This is a genomic window from Mesorhizobium sp. RCAM 05104 (assembly GCF_059683645.1).
Genome location: NZ_CM185033.1, coordinates 3093212 through 3110403 on the forward strand (window position 1 = coordinate 3093212; position 17192 = coordinate 3110403).

The window sequence follows — 17192 nt, forward strand, 5'->3', positions numbered from 1 at the left end:
GGCATCAAGGGCTTCTATGCATGCCCTTGATGGCGCTAGGCCGTCTTGCGAATTGGCTGGCGAGGCCCGGACGATGGCTGTTGCGGCGCCATTTCCCTGGCGGTGACCAGACGGTTGCGGCCACTCTTTTTTCCGATGTACATCAGCCGGTCGGCGAGCGCGATCAGCGCTTCGGAATCGGCGGCTTCCGCCGGATACATGGCGACGCCAACGGTGCAGCCGACCTGGATGGCGCCATTCGGCGTCGGAACCTTGATCCGCAATCTTTCCAGGATGCGTTCGGCGACGCGCACGGCCTTCTGCTGTGCCAGATCGGCATCGCCGGAGAACAGGAAGGCGAACTCGTCACCGCCGAGCCGGGCCACGAAATCGGCGCTGCGCAGGATCGAGCGAAGCTGGCTCGACACGCGCTGCAGCAGCGCATCGCCGGCCTCGTGGCCGAGCGTGTCATTGACTTCCTTGAACCGGTCGAGGTCGATGAACAGGAGACCGGCCGCCTCGCCGGTGGCGCCGCAGCGGGCGACCACCGATTTGAGTTCGTCGTGGAAGGCGCGCCGGTTGGGCAGGTCGGTCAAGGCATCGTGGTTGGCCGAATGGTCGCTTTGCTGCTTCGCCACCTCGATCTCGCGCTTTTGCGCCGAGAGTTCCTCGTTGGCTGCCTTCAGATCCAGGAGCAGCTGGGCGTTGAGGTCCTCGACAACCTTGCGGTCGCTGATGTCGACGACGAAGCCTTCCAGGAATTCGAGTTCGCCGGCATCGTCCCAGACACCGCCGCCAATCTCGCGAACCCAGAGCGGTTCGCCGACCCTCGGCACGATGCGGTAGTCGACGTTCCAGTTGCAACGCGCCTCGAGCGCGGCGTCGACGGCGGCATAGACCGCGGCGAGGTCGTCCGGGTGGATAGCAGAGACATAGTCGCGCACGGCGTTGTGCACGAAATCCGTGGGCGGAAAGCCGCTGACCGTGAAAACGCCATCGCTGATATAGAGCATGGTGTAGGATGCATCGTTGCGGCAGCGGTAGAGATAGCCGTCCATGCGGCCGGTGATGCTGAGCAGGGCGTCCAGCCGCTCGTCGTGGTCGGCTCCCAGGCCGACCGTGGATACAGGAACTCCGTCATGCTTCATGGCCGCACCCCCATTTGGCGGTCTGAGCGCGCCGTAGATGCCGTTACGGCAAGTCGGCAAGAGGTTCCCTATATCAGTTGAATCTTATCAATCCCTTATGGCTGAGGTCCGACGGCGTTCGGGCGCTGCCTGGTCGAAAGCCAGATCGTTGGCTTTGGCTGGCTATTGGTCCGCCGCACGGACCGTTCCTCAAGTCCCCGCCGTATAAGCCGCGATCGCCGCCATGTTGACGATGTCTGAGTCCTTGGCGTTGAGCGAGACGATCTGCACCGGCTTGTTCAAGCCGACCAGCAGCGGGCCGATCACCGTCGAGCCGCCGAGTTCCTGAAGCATCTTGGTCGAGATCGAGGCCGAATGGAACGCCGGCATGATCAGCACATTGGCCGGGCCGGTCAGCCGGATGAACGGATATTGCGCCATGGCGCGGGCGTTGAGCGCGACATCGGCGGCCATTTCGCCGTCATACTCGAAATCGACACGGCGCTTGTCGAGGATGCGCACGGCTTCCTGGACGCGCTCGGAGCGCTCGCCCTGCGGATGGCCGAAGGTGGAATAGGCGAGCATGGCGAGCCTCGGCTCATAGCCCATGCGGCGGGCAAAGCCGGCCGCCTCCTCGGCGATGTCGGCGATCTGCTCGGCATTCGGCATGTCGTGCACGGCGGTGTCGGCGACGAGCACGGTTCTGCCCCGCGCCAGCACGATCGACACACCGATGACGCGGTGACCGGGCTTGGCGTCGATGACGCGGCGGATGTCGTCGAGCGCGGTGGAATAGTTGCGGGTGACGCCGGTAACGATGCCGTCGGCGTCGCCCAGCGCCACCATGCAGGCGGCGAAATGGTTGCGGTCGTTGTTGATCAGGCGCTGGCAGTCGCGGAACAGGAAGCCCTTCCGCTGCATGCGCTCGTAGAGATAGTCTGTGTAGATCGAGTTGCGGCGCGACAGCCGGGCATTGATGATCTCGATGCCTTGCTTGTTGAGGTCGATGCCGGCGTGCTTGGCGTTTTCCTTGATGACGTCGTCGCGGCCGAGCAGGATGGCGGTGCCGAGCCGCTGGTTCACATAGGAGACGGCGGCGCGCATCACCTGCTCCTCCTCGCCCTCGGCGAAGACGACGCGCTTGGGCTGACGCCGGACGCGGTCGTAGATGCGCTGCAGGGTCGAGGCGATCGGATCGCGGCGGGCGGACAACTCCTGCGCGTAGCGGTCGAGGTCGAGGATCGGCTTGCGGGCGACGCCTGAGTCCATCGCCGCCTTGGCAACCGCGATCGGGATGGCCGAGATCAGGCGCGGGTCGAACGGCACCGGGATGATGTAGTTGGGACCGAATTTCGGCCGGTTGCCCTGATAGGCGGCGGCGACGTCATCGGGCACGTCCTGGCGCGCAAGCGCTGCCAGCGCGCGGGCGGCGGCAATCTTCATGTCGTCATTGATGGTGGTGGCCCGCACATCCAGCGCGCCACGGAAGATGTAGGGGAAGCCGAGCACGTTGTTGACCTGGTTGGGATAGTCCGACCGCCCGGTGGCCATGATGGCGTCGGTGCGGATCTCGGCCACTTCCTCGGGCGTGATCTCCGGGTCGGGATTGGCCATGGCGAAGATGATCGGGTTTTTGGCCATCGACTGCACCATGGCCGGGGTCAGCGCGCCCTTGGCGGAAAGGCCGAGGAAGACGTCGGCGCCGTCGAGCGCCTCGGCCAGCGAACGCGCGTCGGTCTTGATCGCATGCCCCGACTTCCACTGGTTCATGCCTTCGGTGCGGCCCTGGAAGACGACCCCCTTGGTGTCGCACAAGGTGATGTTTTCTGGCGCGAAGCCCATCGCCTTCAGCAACTCGATGCAGGCAATGCCGGCGGCACCGGCGCCGTTGCAGACCATCTTGGTGGTCTTCATGTCGCGGCCGGTGATTTCCAGCGCATTGATCAGGCCGGCGGCCGAGATGATAGCGGTGCCGTGCTGGTCGTCGTGAAAGACCGGAATGTCCATCAGCTCGCGCAGGCGCTGTTCGATGATGAAGCACTCCGGCGCCTTGATGTCCTCGAGGTTGATGCCGCCGAAGGAGGGGCCGAGGAAGCGCACGCAGTTGATGAACTCGTCGGCATCCTCGGTATCGACCTCGAGGTCGATGGAATCGACATCGGCGAAGCGCTTGAACAGCACCGCCTTGCCTTCCATCACCGGCTTGGAGGCCAGCGCGCCGAGATTGCCGAGGCCAAGGATGGCGGTGCCATTGGAAATGACGGCAACCATATTGCCGCGCGTCGTGTAGTCGAAGGCGCGGCTGGGATCCTCGGCGATGGCGCGCACCGGCACGGCGACGCCCGGCGAATAGGCGAGGCTGAGGTCGCGCTGCGTCGCCATCGGCTTGGTGGCGACGATCTCCAGCTTGCCGGGGCGACCCATGGCATGGAATTCGAGCGCTTCCTGCGCGCTGACGGACGGACCGTTGTTCTCGGTTTTCCTGGCCATGATGTTCTTGATTTCCTCGCCTTATGCAGCACCTCCTTGAAGCGGGTGCCTTGTGTCGTTCCGAATTAAGACCACGCGCCGCCGCGTGTAAACCGCCAGCGCTCGGGAATCGCAGCCCGAAGGTCAAATGCAAGCAAGCGACAGCCTCGGTCGTCCCCTGTTTTTCGACGCTCCGGCATTAAACCGCGCCATCACATCTGCTAGCGTGCCGCGCATGAACATGCACACCCCGAACGAGCCCGACGCTCCCGAGGCGATGACGTCATTGCCAACGGCCACTGCCGCCGTCACGCCGATGATGGAGCAGTTCATCGAGATCAAGGCGGCGAATCCGGATTCGCTGCTGTTCTACCGCATGGGCGATTTCTACGAGCTGTTCTTCGACGACGCCGAGAAGGCGAGCCGGGCGCTGGGCATCGTCTTGACCAAGCGCGGCAAGCACCAGGGCCACGACATTCCGATGTGCGGCGTGCCGGTGCATGCGGCGGACGACTATCTGCAGAAGCTGATCGGTCAGGGATTCCGCGTGGCGGTCTGCGAGCAAATCGAGGACCCGGCCGAGGCCAAGAAACGCGGCGGCAAATCGGTGGTGCGCCGCGACGTGGTGCGGCTGGTGACGCCGGGCACCATCACCGAGGACAAATTGCTGGCGCCGTCGGAATCGAGTTTCCTGATGGCGCTGGGACGGGTGAAGGGCGGAGCAGAACACGCCTTCGCGTTGGCCTGGATCGACATCTCGACCGGAGCCTTCCGCGTCACCGACACCACCGCCGACCGGCTGCTGGCCGACATCTTCCGTGTCGATCCGCGTGAGCTGATCGTCGCCGAGCCGGTGTTTTACGATGCGGAGCTGAAGCCGGTGTTCGACGTGCTCGGCCGCGTCGCCAACCCGCAGCCGCCCTCGCTGTTCGATTCGGCCTCGGCCACCGGGCGCATCGCCCGTTTCTTCGAGGTGGCGACGCCGGACAGTTTTGGCGCCTTTTCGCGCGCCGAACTGTCGGCGATCTCTGGCGCCATCGCCTATGTCGAGAAGACGCAGAAGGCCGAGCGCCCGCCGCTGTCCCGGCCGGAGCGCGAGGAGCAGGGCTCGACCCTGTTCATCGACCCGGCGACACGCGGCAATCTGGAACTGCTGCGTACGCTGTCTGGCAGCCGCGAGGGCTCGCTGTTCAAGGCGATCGACCGCACGGTGACCGGCGGCGGCGCAAGGCTGCTGGCCGACCGGCTGATGGCGCCGCTGACCGACCCGGCGGCGATCGGCGCGCGCCTCGACTCGGTGTCCTTCTTCCGTTCCGAGACGCGGCTGTGCCAGGCGGTGCGGTCGAGCCTGAAGAGCGTCGCCGACATGCCGCGCGCTTTGTCCAGGCTGGCGCTCAACCGTGGCGGCCCGCGCGACCTCGGCGCGCTGCGCGCCGGCTTCGAGGCGGCGGGCGCCATCGCCGAGATCTTTGCCGCGACCGCCCTGCCCCAGGAACTCACGGCGGCACTTGCCGCTATTCATGCGCTGCCCCAGGGCCTTGCCCAGCATCTGACGCAGGCGCTTGGCGAGGAACTGCCGCTGCTCAAGCGCGACGGCGGTTTCGTGCGCGGCGGCTACCATGCCGATCTCGACGAGATGCGGGCGCTGCGCGACGAATCGCGCAAAGTGATCGCCGGGCTGGAGCGCTCGCTGATCGACGAGACCGGCATTCGCTCGCTGAAGATCCGGCACAACAATGTGCTCGGCTACTACATCGAGGTGACCGCCAACCATCACGCGGTGATGACCGGCAGCGATGGCGCCAAGGCGCGCTTCATCCACCGCCAGACCATGGCCAACGCCATGCGTTTCACCACGACCGAACTCGCCGAACTCGAGACAAAGATCGCCAATGCCGCCGACCGGGCGCTCAGCATCGAGCTGGCCGCCTTCGACGCGCTGACGGCGGAAGCGGTCGGCGAAGCGGAAAAGATCCGCGCCGGCGCCGATGCGCTCGCCGTGCTCGATGTGTCGGCGGCGCTCGCGCTTCTGTCCGAAAGCGAGGCCTGGTGCCGGCCGGTGGTGGATTCCAGCCTCGCCTTCGAGATTGCGGGCGGGCGGCATCCAGTGGTCGAGCAGGCACTGCGCCGCTCCGGCGAAGGCCCGTTCGTCGCCAATGATTGCGACCTGTCGCCGGAGGCGAGCGCGAAAAACGGCGCGATCTGGCTTTTGACCGGCCCCAACATGGGCGGTAAATCGACCTTCCTGCGGCAAAACGCGCTGATCGCCATCCTGGCCCAGACCGGCTCCTTCGTGCCCGCGACGTCAGCCCATATCGGCGTCGTCGACCGGCTGTTCTCGCGCGTCGGCGCCTCCGACGATCTGGCGCGCGGCCGTTCCACCTTCATGGTCGAGATGGTCGAGACAGCGGCGATCCTCAACCAGGCCGGCGAACGGGCGCTGGTGATCCTCGACGAGATCGGCCGCGGTACCGCCACCTTCGACGGCCTGTCGATCGCCTGGGCGGCGGTCGAATACCTGCATGAGAAGAACCGCTGCCGGGCGATCTTCGCCACGCATTTCCACGAAATGACATCGCTGGCCGGCAAACTGGCGCGGCTCCACAACGTCACCATGCGGGTCAAGGAATGGGAAAACGACGTCGTCTTCCTGCATGAGGTTGGCAAGGGTGCCGCCGACCGCTCCTACGGCGTGCAGGTGGCGCGGCTTGCCGGGCTGCCGGAGGCGGTGGTCGACCGAGCCAAGGAAGTGCTGCATCAGCTGGAAGAAGGCGAGGTTTCCGGCAAGACCAACCGGCTGGTCGACGACCTGCCGCTGTTTTCGGTGGCGGTGAAGCGCGAAGCGCCGAAGCCGGCGAAGAGCGACGCGCTGGGTGCGGCGCTTGGCGACATCAATCCCGACGAGATGACGCCAAGGGAAGCGCTGGAAGCGCTGTACCGGCTGAAGGGCCTGGCGGGGAAATAGTCAGATCATCTCCAGCCCGCGCTTGCGGGTCGGTGGCGGGAAGGCACGGTCGAGATCGGCAATATCCTGCGGCGCAAGCCTGATGTCGAGCGCGGCGACGTTCTGGCGGACGTGCTCCTGGCTGCTGGCCTTGGGGATGGCGATGACGCCGTCCTGGTGCATCACCCAGGCAAGCGCGATTTGTGCCGGCGTCGCATTGTGGCGGGCGGCAACGGCGTCGAGCCGGGCATTGCGCGCCAGCGCGCCCTGCTCGACCGGCGAATAGGCCATCAGCGGAATGCCACGCTGGCGGCTCCAGGGCGCCAGATCGAACTCGACGCCACGCCGGACCAGATTGTAGAGCACCTGGTTGGTCTGGACGTTGGTGCCTGACGGCAGCAATGCCAGTTCCCGCATCTCGTCGGTATCGAAATTGCTGACGCCCCAGTGGCGGATCTTGCCGGCCTTTTTCAAAGCCTCGAAGGCCGCGACCGTCTCCGTCAACGGCACGCTACCCGGCCAATGCAGCAGGTAAAGGTCGATGCGGTCGGTGCGCAGGCGCTTCAGGCTGTTCTCGCAGGCGCGCTGGACGCCAGCGCGCGAGGCGTTGGACGGCAGCACCTTTGAGACCAGGAAAGTCTCGGCGCGGCGCCCGGCAATGGCCTCGGCCACCACCTCCTCGGCGCCGCCACTGGCATACATTTCGGCGGTGTCGATCAGCGTGACGCCAAGGTCGAGGCCGAGCCTCAGGGCGTTGACCTCATCGGCGCGACGGCGGGCGTCCTCGCCCATCTTCCAGGTGCCCTGACCGAGGATGGGGACGGCTTCGCCGGAAGGCAGCGCGGTGGTTCTGATGATCGATGGCATGGCGGGGCTCCGGTTGGGGCCTGATCGCATCACAGCCCCGGCGAGAAATCCAGTGAGAGTTCTCCCCGGATTTCGTCATCGGCGGAAGGCTCACTTCACGGGATGAGCGGCAAGCCAATCCTGCATCTGCTTGATCTCGGCTTCCTGCGCGGCGATGACCGCCTCGGCCAGTTTGCGGATTTCCGGGTCCTTGCCGTTGGCCAGTTCGACCTTGGCCATGTCGATGGCACCCTGGTGATGCGGGATCATGCCCCTGACGAAGTCGACATCGGCATTGCCGGAATATTCGATCATCATGTCGCCATGCATCTTGTCCATCGCCGCCTTGTAGGCATCGGTCGAGGGACTGTCCGCGCCCATCGCCATGCCGGCCATGTCGTGTTTCATTTCCTCGCTCTGCGCCGGAACACTTTCGAGGAAGACGGCAAGCAGCATTCCGGCCGCCATCAGCAACAGCACGAGTTTTTTAGCCAAGGTCATTCATGGTCTCCTGTTGGGTGGATTTCGTATTTGGGGGCTTTGCTCAGAGTTTCAACGTTCTCAGTCGCAATGCATTTGCGATCACCGACACCGAGGACAGGCTCATCGCCGCCGCGGCCAGCATCGGCGACAGAAGCGTGCCGGTGAGCGGATAGAGCACGCCGGCGGCGACCGGCACGCCAAGCACGTTGTAGAGGAAGGCGAAGAACAGGTTCTGGCGGATGTTGCCGATCGTCGCCCGTGCCAGCGTGCGCGCCCGCACGATGCCGTTGAGGTCGCCCTTGACCAGTGTGATGCCGGCGCTCTCGACAGCGACATCGGCGCCGGTGCCCATGGCGATGCCGACATCGGCGGCGGCAAGTGCCGGTGCATCGTTGACGCCGTCACCCGCCATGGCGACGCCGGCGCCCCTGGCGCGCAGTTCCTCGACGAGCGCTGCCTTCTGTTCCGGCAACAGGCCGGCGCGGACCTCGTCGATGCCGAGGCTTCTGGCGATCGCGTGGGCCGTGCGCTCATTGTCGCCGGTCGCCATGATGATCCTCAGTCCGCTGTCATGCAGCGCCTTGATCGCCTCGGCCGTGGTTGACTTGACCGGATCGGCGACGACAACGATGCCGGCCAGCCTCTTGCCGACGGCAACGAACATCACGGTCTTGCCCTCGGCCTGCAGCGTCTCGGTCCTGGCTGCGATGGATGCGGTGTCGATGCCGAGATCGGCCATCATCGCCGCGTTGCCGAGCGCGACCTTCTGTCCCGACACGGTGCCGGAAACACCCTTGCCGGTGACCGCCTCGAAATCGCTGGCGTCAGTGATCGTCAAGCCACGGGCGCCAGCCCCCTCGACGATCGCCTCGGCAAGCGGATGCTCCGAGCCTTTCTCCAGAGCGGCGGCAAGCGCCAGCAGTTCATTCTCCACCATGCCCTCGACGGCGACGACATCGGTCAATCGCGGCCGGCCTTCGGTCAAGGTGCCGGTCTTGTCGACGATCAGCGTGTCGACCGAGGCAAAGCGCTCGAGCGCCGCCGCTTCCTTGATCAGCACGCCGGCATGCGCCCCGCGCCCGGTGGCGGTCATGATCGACATCGGCGTGGCGAGGCCGAGCGCGCAAGGACAGGCGATGATCAACACCGACACTGCCGAAACAATGGCGAAGATCAGGCTGGGCTCCGGCCCGAAGATCGCCCAGGCGGCGAAGGCCACGAGCGCGACAAGAACGACGGCCGGGACAAAGTAGAACGACACGCGGTCGGCCAACCCCTGGATCGGCGCACGCGAGCGCTGCGCCTTGGCGACGAGCTCGACGATGCGCGCCAGCGTGGTCTCGGCGCCGATGCGGTCGGCACGCATGATCAGCGAGCCGTTCTTGTTGAGCGTGCCGCCGGTCAGCGCATCGCCTTCAGCCTTTTCGACCGGCAACGGTTCGCCTGTGATCATCGATTCGTCGACCGAGGAACGGCCGTCCAGAACGGCGCCGTCGACCGGCACGGCGTCACCGGGGCGAATGCGCAAACGGTCGCCGGCCTTGACCGCGTCGAGCGGCACGTCGCGTTCCGAACCGTCGGCGGCGATCAGCCGCGCGGTCTTCGGCGCGAGATCGAGCAAGGCACGGATCGCCGAGCCGGTCATTTCGCGGGCGCGCAGCTCCAGCACCTGGCCAAGGAAGACCAGCGCGACGATGACCGCGGCGGCCTCGAAATAGACCGGCACCGCGCCACCATGGCCACGAAACTGATGCGGGAAGATATCTGGAAACAGCGTGGCGACGACGCTGTAGAGATAGGCCGCGCCGACACCGAGCGAGATCAGCGTCCACATGTTGGGGCTGCGGTTGAGAATCGAATCCCAGCCGCGATGAAAGAACGGGAAGGCGGCCCAAAGCACCACCGGACTTGCCAGGACCAGTTCGATCCAGACCTTTGTCCGATCCTCGACCAGGCCTCCAAACGTCAGGCCGATCATGGGCGCCATGGCCATGATCAGAAGGGGGCAGACAGGGCCGCGCTCACCCAGAACCGCCTGGTGAAATCAACCAGTTCGGGATTTGGCCCTTCATCGCCTGTCGGCACGCCCATCGGCTCCAGGGCCATGCCACAGATCGGGCAGGAGCCGGGCTTGTCGCGGATGATCTCGGGGTGCATCGGGCAGGTGTATTGCGTGCCCTTGGGCATTGGCTGCGGCGCCGGCCCGGTGCCGAGATATTTCTGCGGCTCGGCCTCGAATTTCGCCTTGCAGCCGGCGGAGCAGAAATAGAAGCCCTGGCCTTCGTGACGGACAAAGTGCTTCGCCGTGGCGCGGTCGACACTCATGCCGCAGACCTGGTCGGTGGCCGTGAGGAATTTCTCCGGCTCGGCGACAAATTTCGTGCGGCAGCCTTCGCTGCAGAAATGATAGAGGTGGCCGCCATGCTCGGCGCTGGGCTTGCCGGCGGCCGGATCGACGGTCATGCCGCAGACAGGGTCGCGCACCACGCCCGTGTCGCCGACCGCGGTTTTCGCCTCACAACAGCCGCCCTGTGCGCCATGCGTGTGATGATCGTGATCTGAATGCGCCATTTGGAAGTGCCTCGATGCCTCTGCTCAATGCTGGAGGTAGTGCTTCCAGTAACTGGAAGGTCAAGGGCTGTTTTGATTTTTCGCATTTCGGGTAGCGCTCGCGCGATTCGCCCAGAAAAAGCCCATATCTCGTAGCGCAGCGTGTGCTAATAGATCCCGATCTTCCAACAACGCGGCCGATCCCGTAGACAATGAAATGTCTGGTCATCAACCTCGATCGGTCTCCAGACCGGCTCGCCCATATCACGGCGGAGTTTGCCCGCATCGGCGTCGCCTTTGAGCGAATCGTCGCAATCGATGCCCGTGACCATCCCGACCTGGTGCTGCAGCCACAGCATGCGATGTACGCCATCCGACGCTTGTCCCGCAGCGAGATCGCCTGCATGCACAGCCATCGCGCCTGTTGGTCGATCATCGCGCGGGACGACGCCCCCTACGGCGCCGTCTTCGAGGATGACATGGTGTTTTCCGCGAAAGCCGGTGCCTTGCTGGCTGATACCGGCTGGATTCCGGCCGATGCCGATGCCATCAAGCTCGAAACATTCTTCAGCAAAACCATGATCCAGCGGAAAAAGACTTCCGTTGGTCGCGGTTTTTCCGTGTTCAGGCTTCGCAGGAGCCATATGGGAACCGGCGGCTACGTCCTCTCAAGGCAGATGGCACGCGATCTCCTGGAAGCAACCGCGCAGGCCAACGCCGCGGCCGACGATCTCGTCTTCAACCCGGCGTTCCCGACTTCGGGCAGCAAGACGATCTACCAACTCGTTCCCGCGCTCTGCGCGCAGGACCAATTCGTGGACGACAGGCTGCCAAGCCTGCTTTCCGAGGAACGGGACGCCGAATGGGTCGCGAGCGGGCTGACCGTAAAGCGCAAAAAGCCGATCGCCGAGAAAATAAGGATAGAGACCAGGCGGATCGCCGAGTGGATCATCGATTTCTGCAGGCTGCGGCAATATAGGGTCATCCCGCTCGATCCGCCCGAAGCGGAGGAATAGGCGGCTTGCCGCGCCTGCCCGCAGGCCCCATACCCAGCGCCGTGAAAACGCGCTATAGACGCCGCCCAAAAGGCAAGGCCAACCGGTACCTATGGCGAAAATCTCCCTGAAGCTCGATGAACTGATCGACGGCGAAGCCTTGCGCCGCGAGATGACCGCGCTTACCCGGGCCACTGCCGGGGACGGCTCGGGACAGGCCGCGCGCAGCGGTGTGCTCCAGCTTCTCAAGGGGCGGCTGGCGGACGGGCGCGCCATTGCCGAACGCATGCTGAGGGACGACGGCGGCGGCAGCGCCTGCTCGGCGCGGCTGTCGCACCTCATGGACGAGATCATCCGGGCGCTTTACGATTTCGCCGTCACGCATGTCTATCGGGTCAAGAACCCCTCTTCGGCGGAGCGCATGGCCGTTATTGCGGTCGGCGGCTATGGCCGCGGCACGCTGGCGCCGGGGTCCGACATCGACCTGTTGTTCCTGCTGCCCTACAAGCAGACGCCGTGGGGTGAGCAGACCGTCGAATACATGCTCTACATGCTGTGGGATCTCGGGCTCAAGGTTGGCCACGCCACCCGCAACATCGACGAATGCCTGCGCCTGTCGCGCACCGACATCACCATCCGGACCTCGATCCTCGAAGCGCGTTTCCTGTGGGGCGAGCGCAAGCTCTATGACGAACTGATGCAGCGCTTCGACCATGAGGTGGTGCGCACGACTGGCCCCGAATATGTCCAGGCCAAGCTTGCCGAACGCGACGACCGCCATGCCAAGGCTGGTGAAAGCCGTTATCTCGTCGAGCCCAACGTCAAGGATGGAAAAGGTGGCCTGCGCGACCTGCAGACGCTGTTCTGGATCGGCAAGTATTTCTACCGGGTGCGCACCGGCGAGGAGCTGGTCGACAAGGGCGTCTTCACCGAAGGCGAATACCGGGAGTTCCAGAAGGCCGAGGATTTCCTGTGGGCGGTGCGCTGCCACATGCATTTCCTCACCGGCAAGGCCGAGGAACGGCTGCATTTCGACATCCAGCGCGAGATCGCCGAGAGGCTGGGCTACACCAGCCATCCCGGGCTGTCGGCGGTCGAACGTTTCATGAAGCACTACTTCCTCGTGGCCAAGGATGTCGGCGACCTGACCCGCATCTTCTGCGCCGCGCTCGAGGAAGAGCAGGCCAAGCATGTGCCGGGCTTCAACCGCATCTTCCTCACCTTCTCACGGCGCAAGCGCAAGCTTGCCGGCACGTCGGACTTCATTGTCGACAACCACCGCATCAACATCGCCGACGACCAGGTTTTCCAGCGCGATCCGGTCAATCTGCTGAGGTTGTTCTGGTTCGCCGACAAGCACGGTCTGGAATTCCATCCCGATGCGCTGAAGCTGTTGACCCGCTCGCTCGGCCTGGTCAACAAGTCGCTGCGGCGCGACGAGGAGGCCAACCGGCTCTTCCTCGACATCCTGACCTCGGATCGCAACGCTGAACTCAACCTGCGGCGCATGAACGAGGCCGGGCTGCTGGGCAGACTGATCCCGGATTTCGGCAAGATCGTCGCCATGATGCAGTTCTCGATGTACCACCACTATACGGTGGACGAGCATCTGATCCGCTGCATCGGCGTGCTGGCGGAGATCGAGCGCGGCGACGGCGAAAAGATCCACCCGCTGTCGCACACGCTGATTTCGGGGCTCAGGAAGAGCCGCGAGGCGCTTTATGTCGCCGTGCTCCTGCATGACATCGCCAAGGGCAGGCCGGAGGACCACTCCGAGGCCGGGGCCAGAATCGCCCGCCGTATCTGTCCGCATATGGGTCTTTCGGCCGCCGACACCGAAACGGTCGCGTGGCTGGTCGAGCATCATCTCGTGATGTCGATGACGGCGCAGACCCGCGACCTCAACGACCGCAAGACGATCGAGGACTTCGCCTCGATCGTGCAGTCGGTGGAGCGGCTGAAGCTGCTCTTGATCCTGACCGTGTGCGACATCAGGGGCGTCGGACCGGGTGTCTGGAACGGCTGGAAGGGCCAGTTGCTGCGCACCCTCTACTACGAGACCGAACTGCTGTTGACCGGCGGGTTTTCGGAAGTGTCGCGCGCCCAGCGGACGGCGGCGGCGCGCGAGCGTCTGGCCGAGGCGCTCGCCGACTGGCCGGACAAGGCGCGCAAACGCTATGTCGGCCTGCACTATGAGAATTACCTGCTGACCGTCGATCTCGCCGACCAGTTGCGCCATGCCGAGTTCATCCGCGAAGCCGACGTGGCGGGCAAAAAGCTGGCCACCATGGTCAAGACCCACCAGTTCGAGGCGGTGACCGAGATCACCGTGCTGGCGCAGGACCATCCCCGCCTGCTCTCGGTTGTCGCCGGGGCCTGCGCCGGAGCCGGCGGCAACATCGTCGACGCGCAGATCTTCACCACTTCGGATGGCCGCGCCCTGGACACCATCCTGATCTCCCGCGAGTTCGACCGCGACGAGGACGAGCGCCGGCGCGCCGAGCGTGTCGGCCGGCTGATCGAGGACGTGCTGTCGGGCAAGAGCTGGCTGCCGGAGATGATCGAGAAGCGCACCAAGCCACGGCGCGGCGCCAAGGTGTTCAAGATCCCGCCGCGCGCGGAAATCCGCAACACGCTGTCGAACCGTTTTTCGGTCATCGAGGTCGAGGGCCTGGACCGGCCCGGGCTGTTGTCGGAGATCACCGGAACGCTGTCCGACCTGTCGCTCGACATCGCCTCGGCCCACATCACCACCTTCGGCGAGAAGGTCATCGACACCTTCTATGTCACCGATCTCACCGGCCAGAAGATCGACAGCCCGGCACGCATCGCCACCATTCGCAACCGGCTGATGACGACGCTCGAAGGCATCGCGCCCGAGCGCGGCGGCAAGGCCAAGGCGGCCGCCGAGTGACGACCACAATCCACTTGTCCCCATCCCGCAGGCAGTTCCCAGACTTATGAGCCTCGTCAAGAAATTCGCAACGGTCGCCTCCGGCACGCTGATGAGCCGCGCGCTCGGCTTCGGCCGCGAGATGCTGATGGCGGCGGCGCTCGGCACCGGACCCATCGCCGACGCCTTCAACGCCGCCTTCCAGTTCCCCAACACCTTTCGCCGGCTGTTCGCCGAGGGCGCCTTCAACGCCGCCTTCGTGCCGCTGTTCGCCAAGGAGATAGAGACCCACGGCACCGACGGCGCCAAGCGCTTCTCCGAGGAGGTGTTCGGCGTGCTGTTCACGGCGCTGCTGGCGCTGACCATCGTCATGGAACTGGCGATGCCGTTGATCGTGCGTTACCTGGTGGCGCCGGGTTTTGCCAGCACGCCGGGCAAGTTCGACACCACGGTGGCGCTGGCGACGATCATGTTCCCCTACCTGATCTGCATGTCGCTGGGCGCCATGATGGCGGGCATGCTGAATTCGCTGCGTCGCTACTTCGCCGCCGCGGTGGCGCCGGTGTTCCTCAACATCATCCTGATCGGCGTGCTCGCCTATGCCTGGTACAAGGGGGCCGACGCGCGCACCGTCGGGTTCGGCTTGGCCTGGGGCGTGCTTGCCGCCGGACTGGTGCAGCTGGCGATCGTCTGGGTGGCGGTGCGCCATGCCGGAATCTCGATCGGCTTCCGCCGCCCGAAAATGACGCCCGCGGTCAAGCGCCTGCTGATCCTGGCGCTGCCGGCGGCGATCACCGGCGGCATCACCCAGATCAACCAGCTGATCGGCACGGCGATCGCCTCGGCGCAGAACAGCGCGGTGTCCTCGCTCGCCTATGCCGACCGCATCTACCAGCTGCCGCTCGGCGTCGTCGGCGTCGCGGTCGCGATCGTGCTGTTGCCCGAACTGTCGCGGGCGCTGAAGTCAGGCAATCTGATTGAGGCCGCCAACCTGCAGAACCGCTCGGTCGAGTTCACGCTGTTCCTGACCCTGCCGGCGGCCGCCGCGCTCTGGATCATGTCGGAGCCGATCGTGCGGCTGGTCTACGAGCGGGGCGCGTTCGCCGCCAACGGCTCGACGCCGACGGTGGCGGCAATCCTGGCGATCTTCGGCCTCGGCCTGCCGGCCTTCGTGCTGATCAAGGCATTCACCCCCGGCTATTTCGCCCGCGAGGATACGCGCACGCCGATGATCTTTGCCGCCATCTCGGTGGCGGTCAACGTCACCACGGCGCTGACGCTGTTTCCGTCGATGGGCGCGCCCGGCATCGCCGTTGCCTCGGCCGTTGCCGGCTGGGTCAACGCGCTGATGCTGCTCGGCGTCTTGATCCGGCGTGGTCATTGGGGCCGCGACGTGCCGCTGATGAAGCGCATTCCGCGGCTGGTGCTGTCGGCGATCGTGATGGCGGTCGCGCTCTATTTTGCCGAGCACTGGTTCGCCGTCGGGCTGGGCCCCGGCTCACCGCTGATCGTCAAGGCGACGACGCTTCTGTCGCTCGTTGCCGGTGGGGCGCTGCTCTACTTCATTAGCGCCTTCGTCACCGGCGGCGCCGATTTCGGCATGATCCGGCGCAACATCAAGCGAGGCACGGCAAAAGGAACACCCCCCGCCGTAAAAACCGAAGCAGACGAATAGGCCAGGCAACCGACGGCGACGCCGGTCTTGATCGGAGCGCCGTGTTCGTCCATAAGCGCGCCGTCGAAAGACTTTCGCCGCGCGCGAAACGGCCCTCCACAAGCCATGAGGACAATCATGACCGCCTTCAAGCCACTCGTCTTCTCTGGCGTCCAGCCGACCGGCAATCTGCACCTCGGCAACTATCTCGGCGCCATCAAGAAATTCGTCGCCCTGCAGGACACATCCGACTGCATCTACTGCGTCGTCGACCTGCATTCGCTGACAGCCCAGCTCGTCTATGAAGACCTCGCCGACCAGACACGGTCGATCACCGCGGCGTTCCTCGCCTCGGGCATCGACCCGAAGAAGCACATCGTCTTCAACCAGTCGCGGGTCATGCAGCACGCCGAGCTTGCCTGGATCTTCAATTGCGTGGCGCGCATCGGCTGGATGAACCGCATGACGCAGTTCAAGGACAAGGCCGGCAAGGACCGCGAGAACGCCTCGCTCGGCCTGCTCGCCTATCCCTCACTGATGGCTGCCGACATCCTGCTCTACCGCGCCACGCACGTGCCGGTGGGCGAGGACCAGAAGCAGCATCTGGAACTGACCCGCGACATCGCGCAGAAATTCAACAACGACTTTTCCGCGCGCATCGCCGGTCTTGGCGTCGGTGTCGAAATGCAGGTCGGCGAGGAGACGGTGAATGGCTATTTCCCGCTGACCGAACCGGTCATCGGCGGGCCGGCGGCGCGCATCATGTCGCTGCGCGATGGCTCGAAGAAGATGTCGAAGTCGGATCCGTCCGATCTTTCGCGCATCAACCTGACCGACGACGCCGACGCCATCTCGAAGAAGATCCGCAAGGCCAAGACCGACCCGGAAGCGTTGCCGAGCGAGTTGGACGGCCTGGCCGCCCGGCCCGAGGCGGAAAACCTTGTCGGCATCTATGCCGGTCTCGCCGAGATGTCGAAGGCCGACGTGCTGAAGGAATTCGCCGGCCAGCAGTTTTCGGTGTTCAAGCCGGCGCTGGCCGACCTGGCGGTGGAAAAGCTGGCGCCGATCGCCAGCGAGATGCGCCGCATTTCCGATGACCGCGCCTATGTCGACGCGGTGCTCAAGGACGGCGGCGAGCGCGCCGGCGTGCTCGCCGAAGCGACGATGAAGACGGTGCGCGACATCATCGGACTGCTGCAGGGCTGATCCCAACGTTGGTGCACCGCACCAACACTGGCACAAGGCCGGCGGC

9 protein-coding genes and 1 pseudogene are annotated in these 17192 nt (G+C 65.1%); 5 read left to right on the forward strand and 5 right to left on the reverse strand.

Annotated features, from left to right (window positions below; translation table 11 throughout):
• Positions 1 to 35: 35 nt before the first annotated feature.
• Together AC56QP_RS15240 and AC56QP_RS15245 are read right to left on the reverse strand one after the other, a co-directional pair.
• A complete protein-coding gene (locus AC56QP_RS15240; RefSeq protein WP_489859158.1) occupies positions 36 to 1127 on the reverse strand; it encodes a diguanylate cyclase domain-containing protein in 1092 nt (363 codons plus the stop codon).
• A gap of 189 nt (positions 1128 to 1316) precedes the next feature.
• Positions 1317 to 3596 (reverse strand): NADP-dependent malic enzyme, encoded by a 2280-nt coding sequence (locus AC56QP_RS15245; RefSeq protein WP_489859157.1) that lies wholly within the window; start codon positions 3594 to 3596, stop codon positions 1317 to 1319.
• Between the two features lie 256 nt (positions 3597 to 3852).
• On the opposite strand from AC56QP_RS15245, the gene mutS reads away from it, so the two are divergent.
• Entirely contained in the window at positions 3853 to 6540 is a 2688-nt protein-coding gene (gene mutS, locus AC56QP_RS15250; RefSeq protein WP_489863593.1) for a DNA mismatch repair protein MutS, read from the forward strand.
• Here mutS and AC56QP_RS15255 read toward each other — a convergent pair whose 3' ends face one another.
• From AC56QP_RS15255 to AC56QP_RS15265, 3 genes and pseudogenes are all read right to left on the reverse strand, one after another.
• Positions 6541 to 7386, reverse strand: coding sequence for an aldo/keto reductase (locus AC56QP_RS15255; RefSeq protein WP_489859156.1), 846 nt, complete (start codon positions 7384 to 7386; stop codon positions 6541 to 6543).
• Positions 7387 to 7476: 90 nt separating this feature from the next.
• Positions 7477 to 7866, reverse strand: a complete 390-nt coding sequence (gene copM / locus AC56QP_RS15260) for a CopM family metallochaperone (RefSeq protein WP_091580637.1) — start codon at positions 7864 to 7866, stop codon at positions 7477 to 7479.
• A gap of 43 nt (positions 7867 to 7909) precedes the next feature.
• A pseudogene (locus AC56QP_RS15265) lies at positions 7910 to 10419 on the reverse strand (heavy metal translocating P-type ATPase).
• 191 nt (positions 10420 to 10610) lie between these two features.
• On the opposite strand from AC56QP_RS15265, the gene AC56QP_RS15270 reads away from it, so the two are divergent.
• From AC56QP_RS15270 to trpS, 4 genes are all read left to right on the forward strand, one after another.
• Positions 10611 to 11414, forward strand: coding sequence for a glycosyltransferase family 25 protein (locus tag AC56QP_RS15270; protein WP_489859155.1), 804 nt, complete (start codon positions 10611 to 10613; stop codon positions 11412 to 11414).
• Between the two features lie 91 nt (positions 11415 to 11505).
• Positions 11506 to 14307: a [protein-PII] uridylyltransferase gene (locus tag AC56QP_RS15275; protein WP_489859154.1), complete on the forward strand. Its 2802-nt coding sequence runs from the start codon at positions 11506 to 11508 to the stop codon at positions 14305 to 14307.
• 46 nt (positions 14308 to 14353) lie between these two features.
• On the forward strand, positions 14354 to 15961 hold the full coding sequence (gene murJ / locus AC56QP_RS15280) for a murein biosynthesis integral membrane protein MurJ (protein WP_489859153.1): 1608 nt from the start codon (positions 14354 to 14356) through the stop codon (positions 15959 to 15961).
• A gap of 117 nt (positions 15962 to 16078) precedes the next feature.
• Positions 16079 to 17146, forward strand: a complete 1068-nt coding sequence (gene trpS / locus AC56QP_RS15285) for a tryptophan--tRNA ligase (RefSeq protein ID WP_256749097.1) — start codon at positions 16079 to 16081, stop codon at positions 17144 to 17146.
• Positions 17147 to 17192: the final 46 nt, after the last annotated feature.

Bases quoted from the DNA above. Each gene is read 5' to 3' on its own strand.
- trpS (WP_256749097.1), top strand. From the start codon at position 16,079: ATGACCGCCTTCAAGCCACTCGTCTTCTCTGGCGTCCAGCCGACCGGC.
- mutS (WP_489863593.1), top strand. From the start codon at position 3,853: ATGACGTCATTGCCAACGGCCACTGCCGCCGTCACGCCGATGATGGAG.
- AC56QP_RS15270 (WP_489859155.1), top strand. From the start codon at position 10,611: ATGAAATGTCTGGTCATCAACCTCGATCGGTCTCCAGACCGGCTCGCC.
- AC56QP_RS15240 (WP_489859158.1), bottom strand. From the start codon at position 1,127: ATGAAGCATGACGGAGTTCCTGTATCCACGGTCGGCCTGGGAGCCGAC.
- AC56QP_RS15255 (WP_489859156.1), bottom strand. From the start codon at position 7,386: ATGCCATCGATCATCAGAACCACCGCGCTGCCTTCCGGCGAAGCCGTC.
- murJ (WP_489859153.1), top strand. From the start codon at position 14,354: ATGAGCCTCGTCAAGAAATTCGCAACGGTCGCCTCCGGCACGCTGATG.
- AC56QP_RS15245 (WP_489859157.1), bottom strand. From the start codon at position 3,596: ATGGCCAGGAAAACCGAGAACAACGGTCCGTCCGTCAGCGCGCAGGAA.
- AC56QP_RS15275 (WP_489859154.1), top strand. From the start codon at position 11,506: ATGGCGAAAATCTCCCTGAAGCTCGATGAACTGATCGACGGCGAAGCC.
- copM (WP_091580637.1), bottom strand. From the start codon at position 7,866: ATGACCTTGGCTAAAAAACTCGTGCTGTTGCTGATGGCGGCCGGAATG.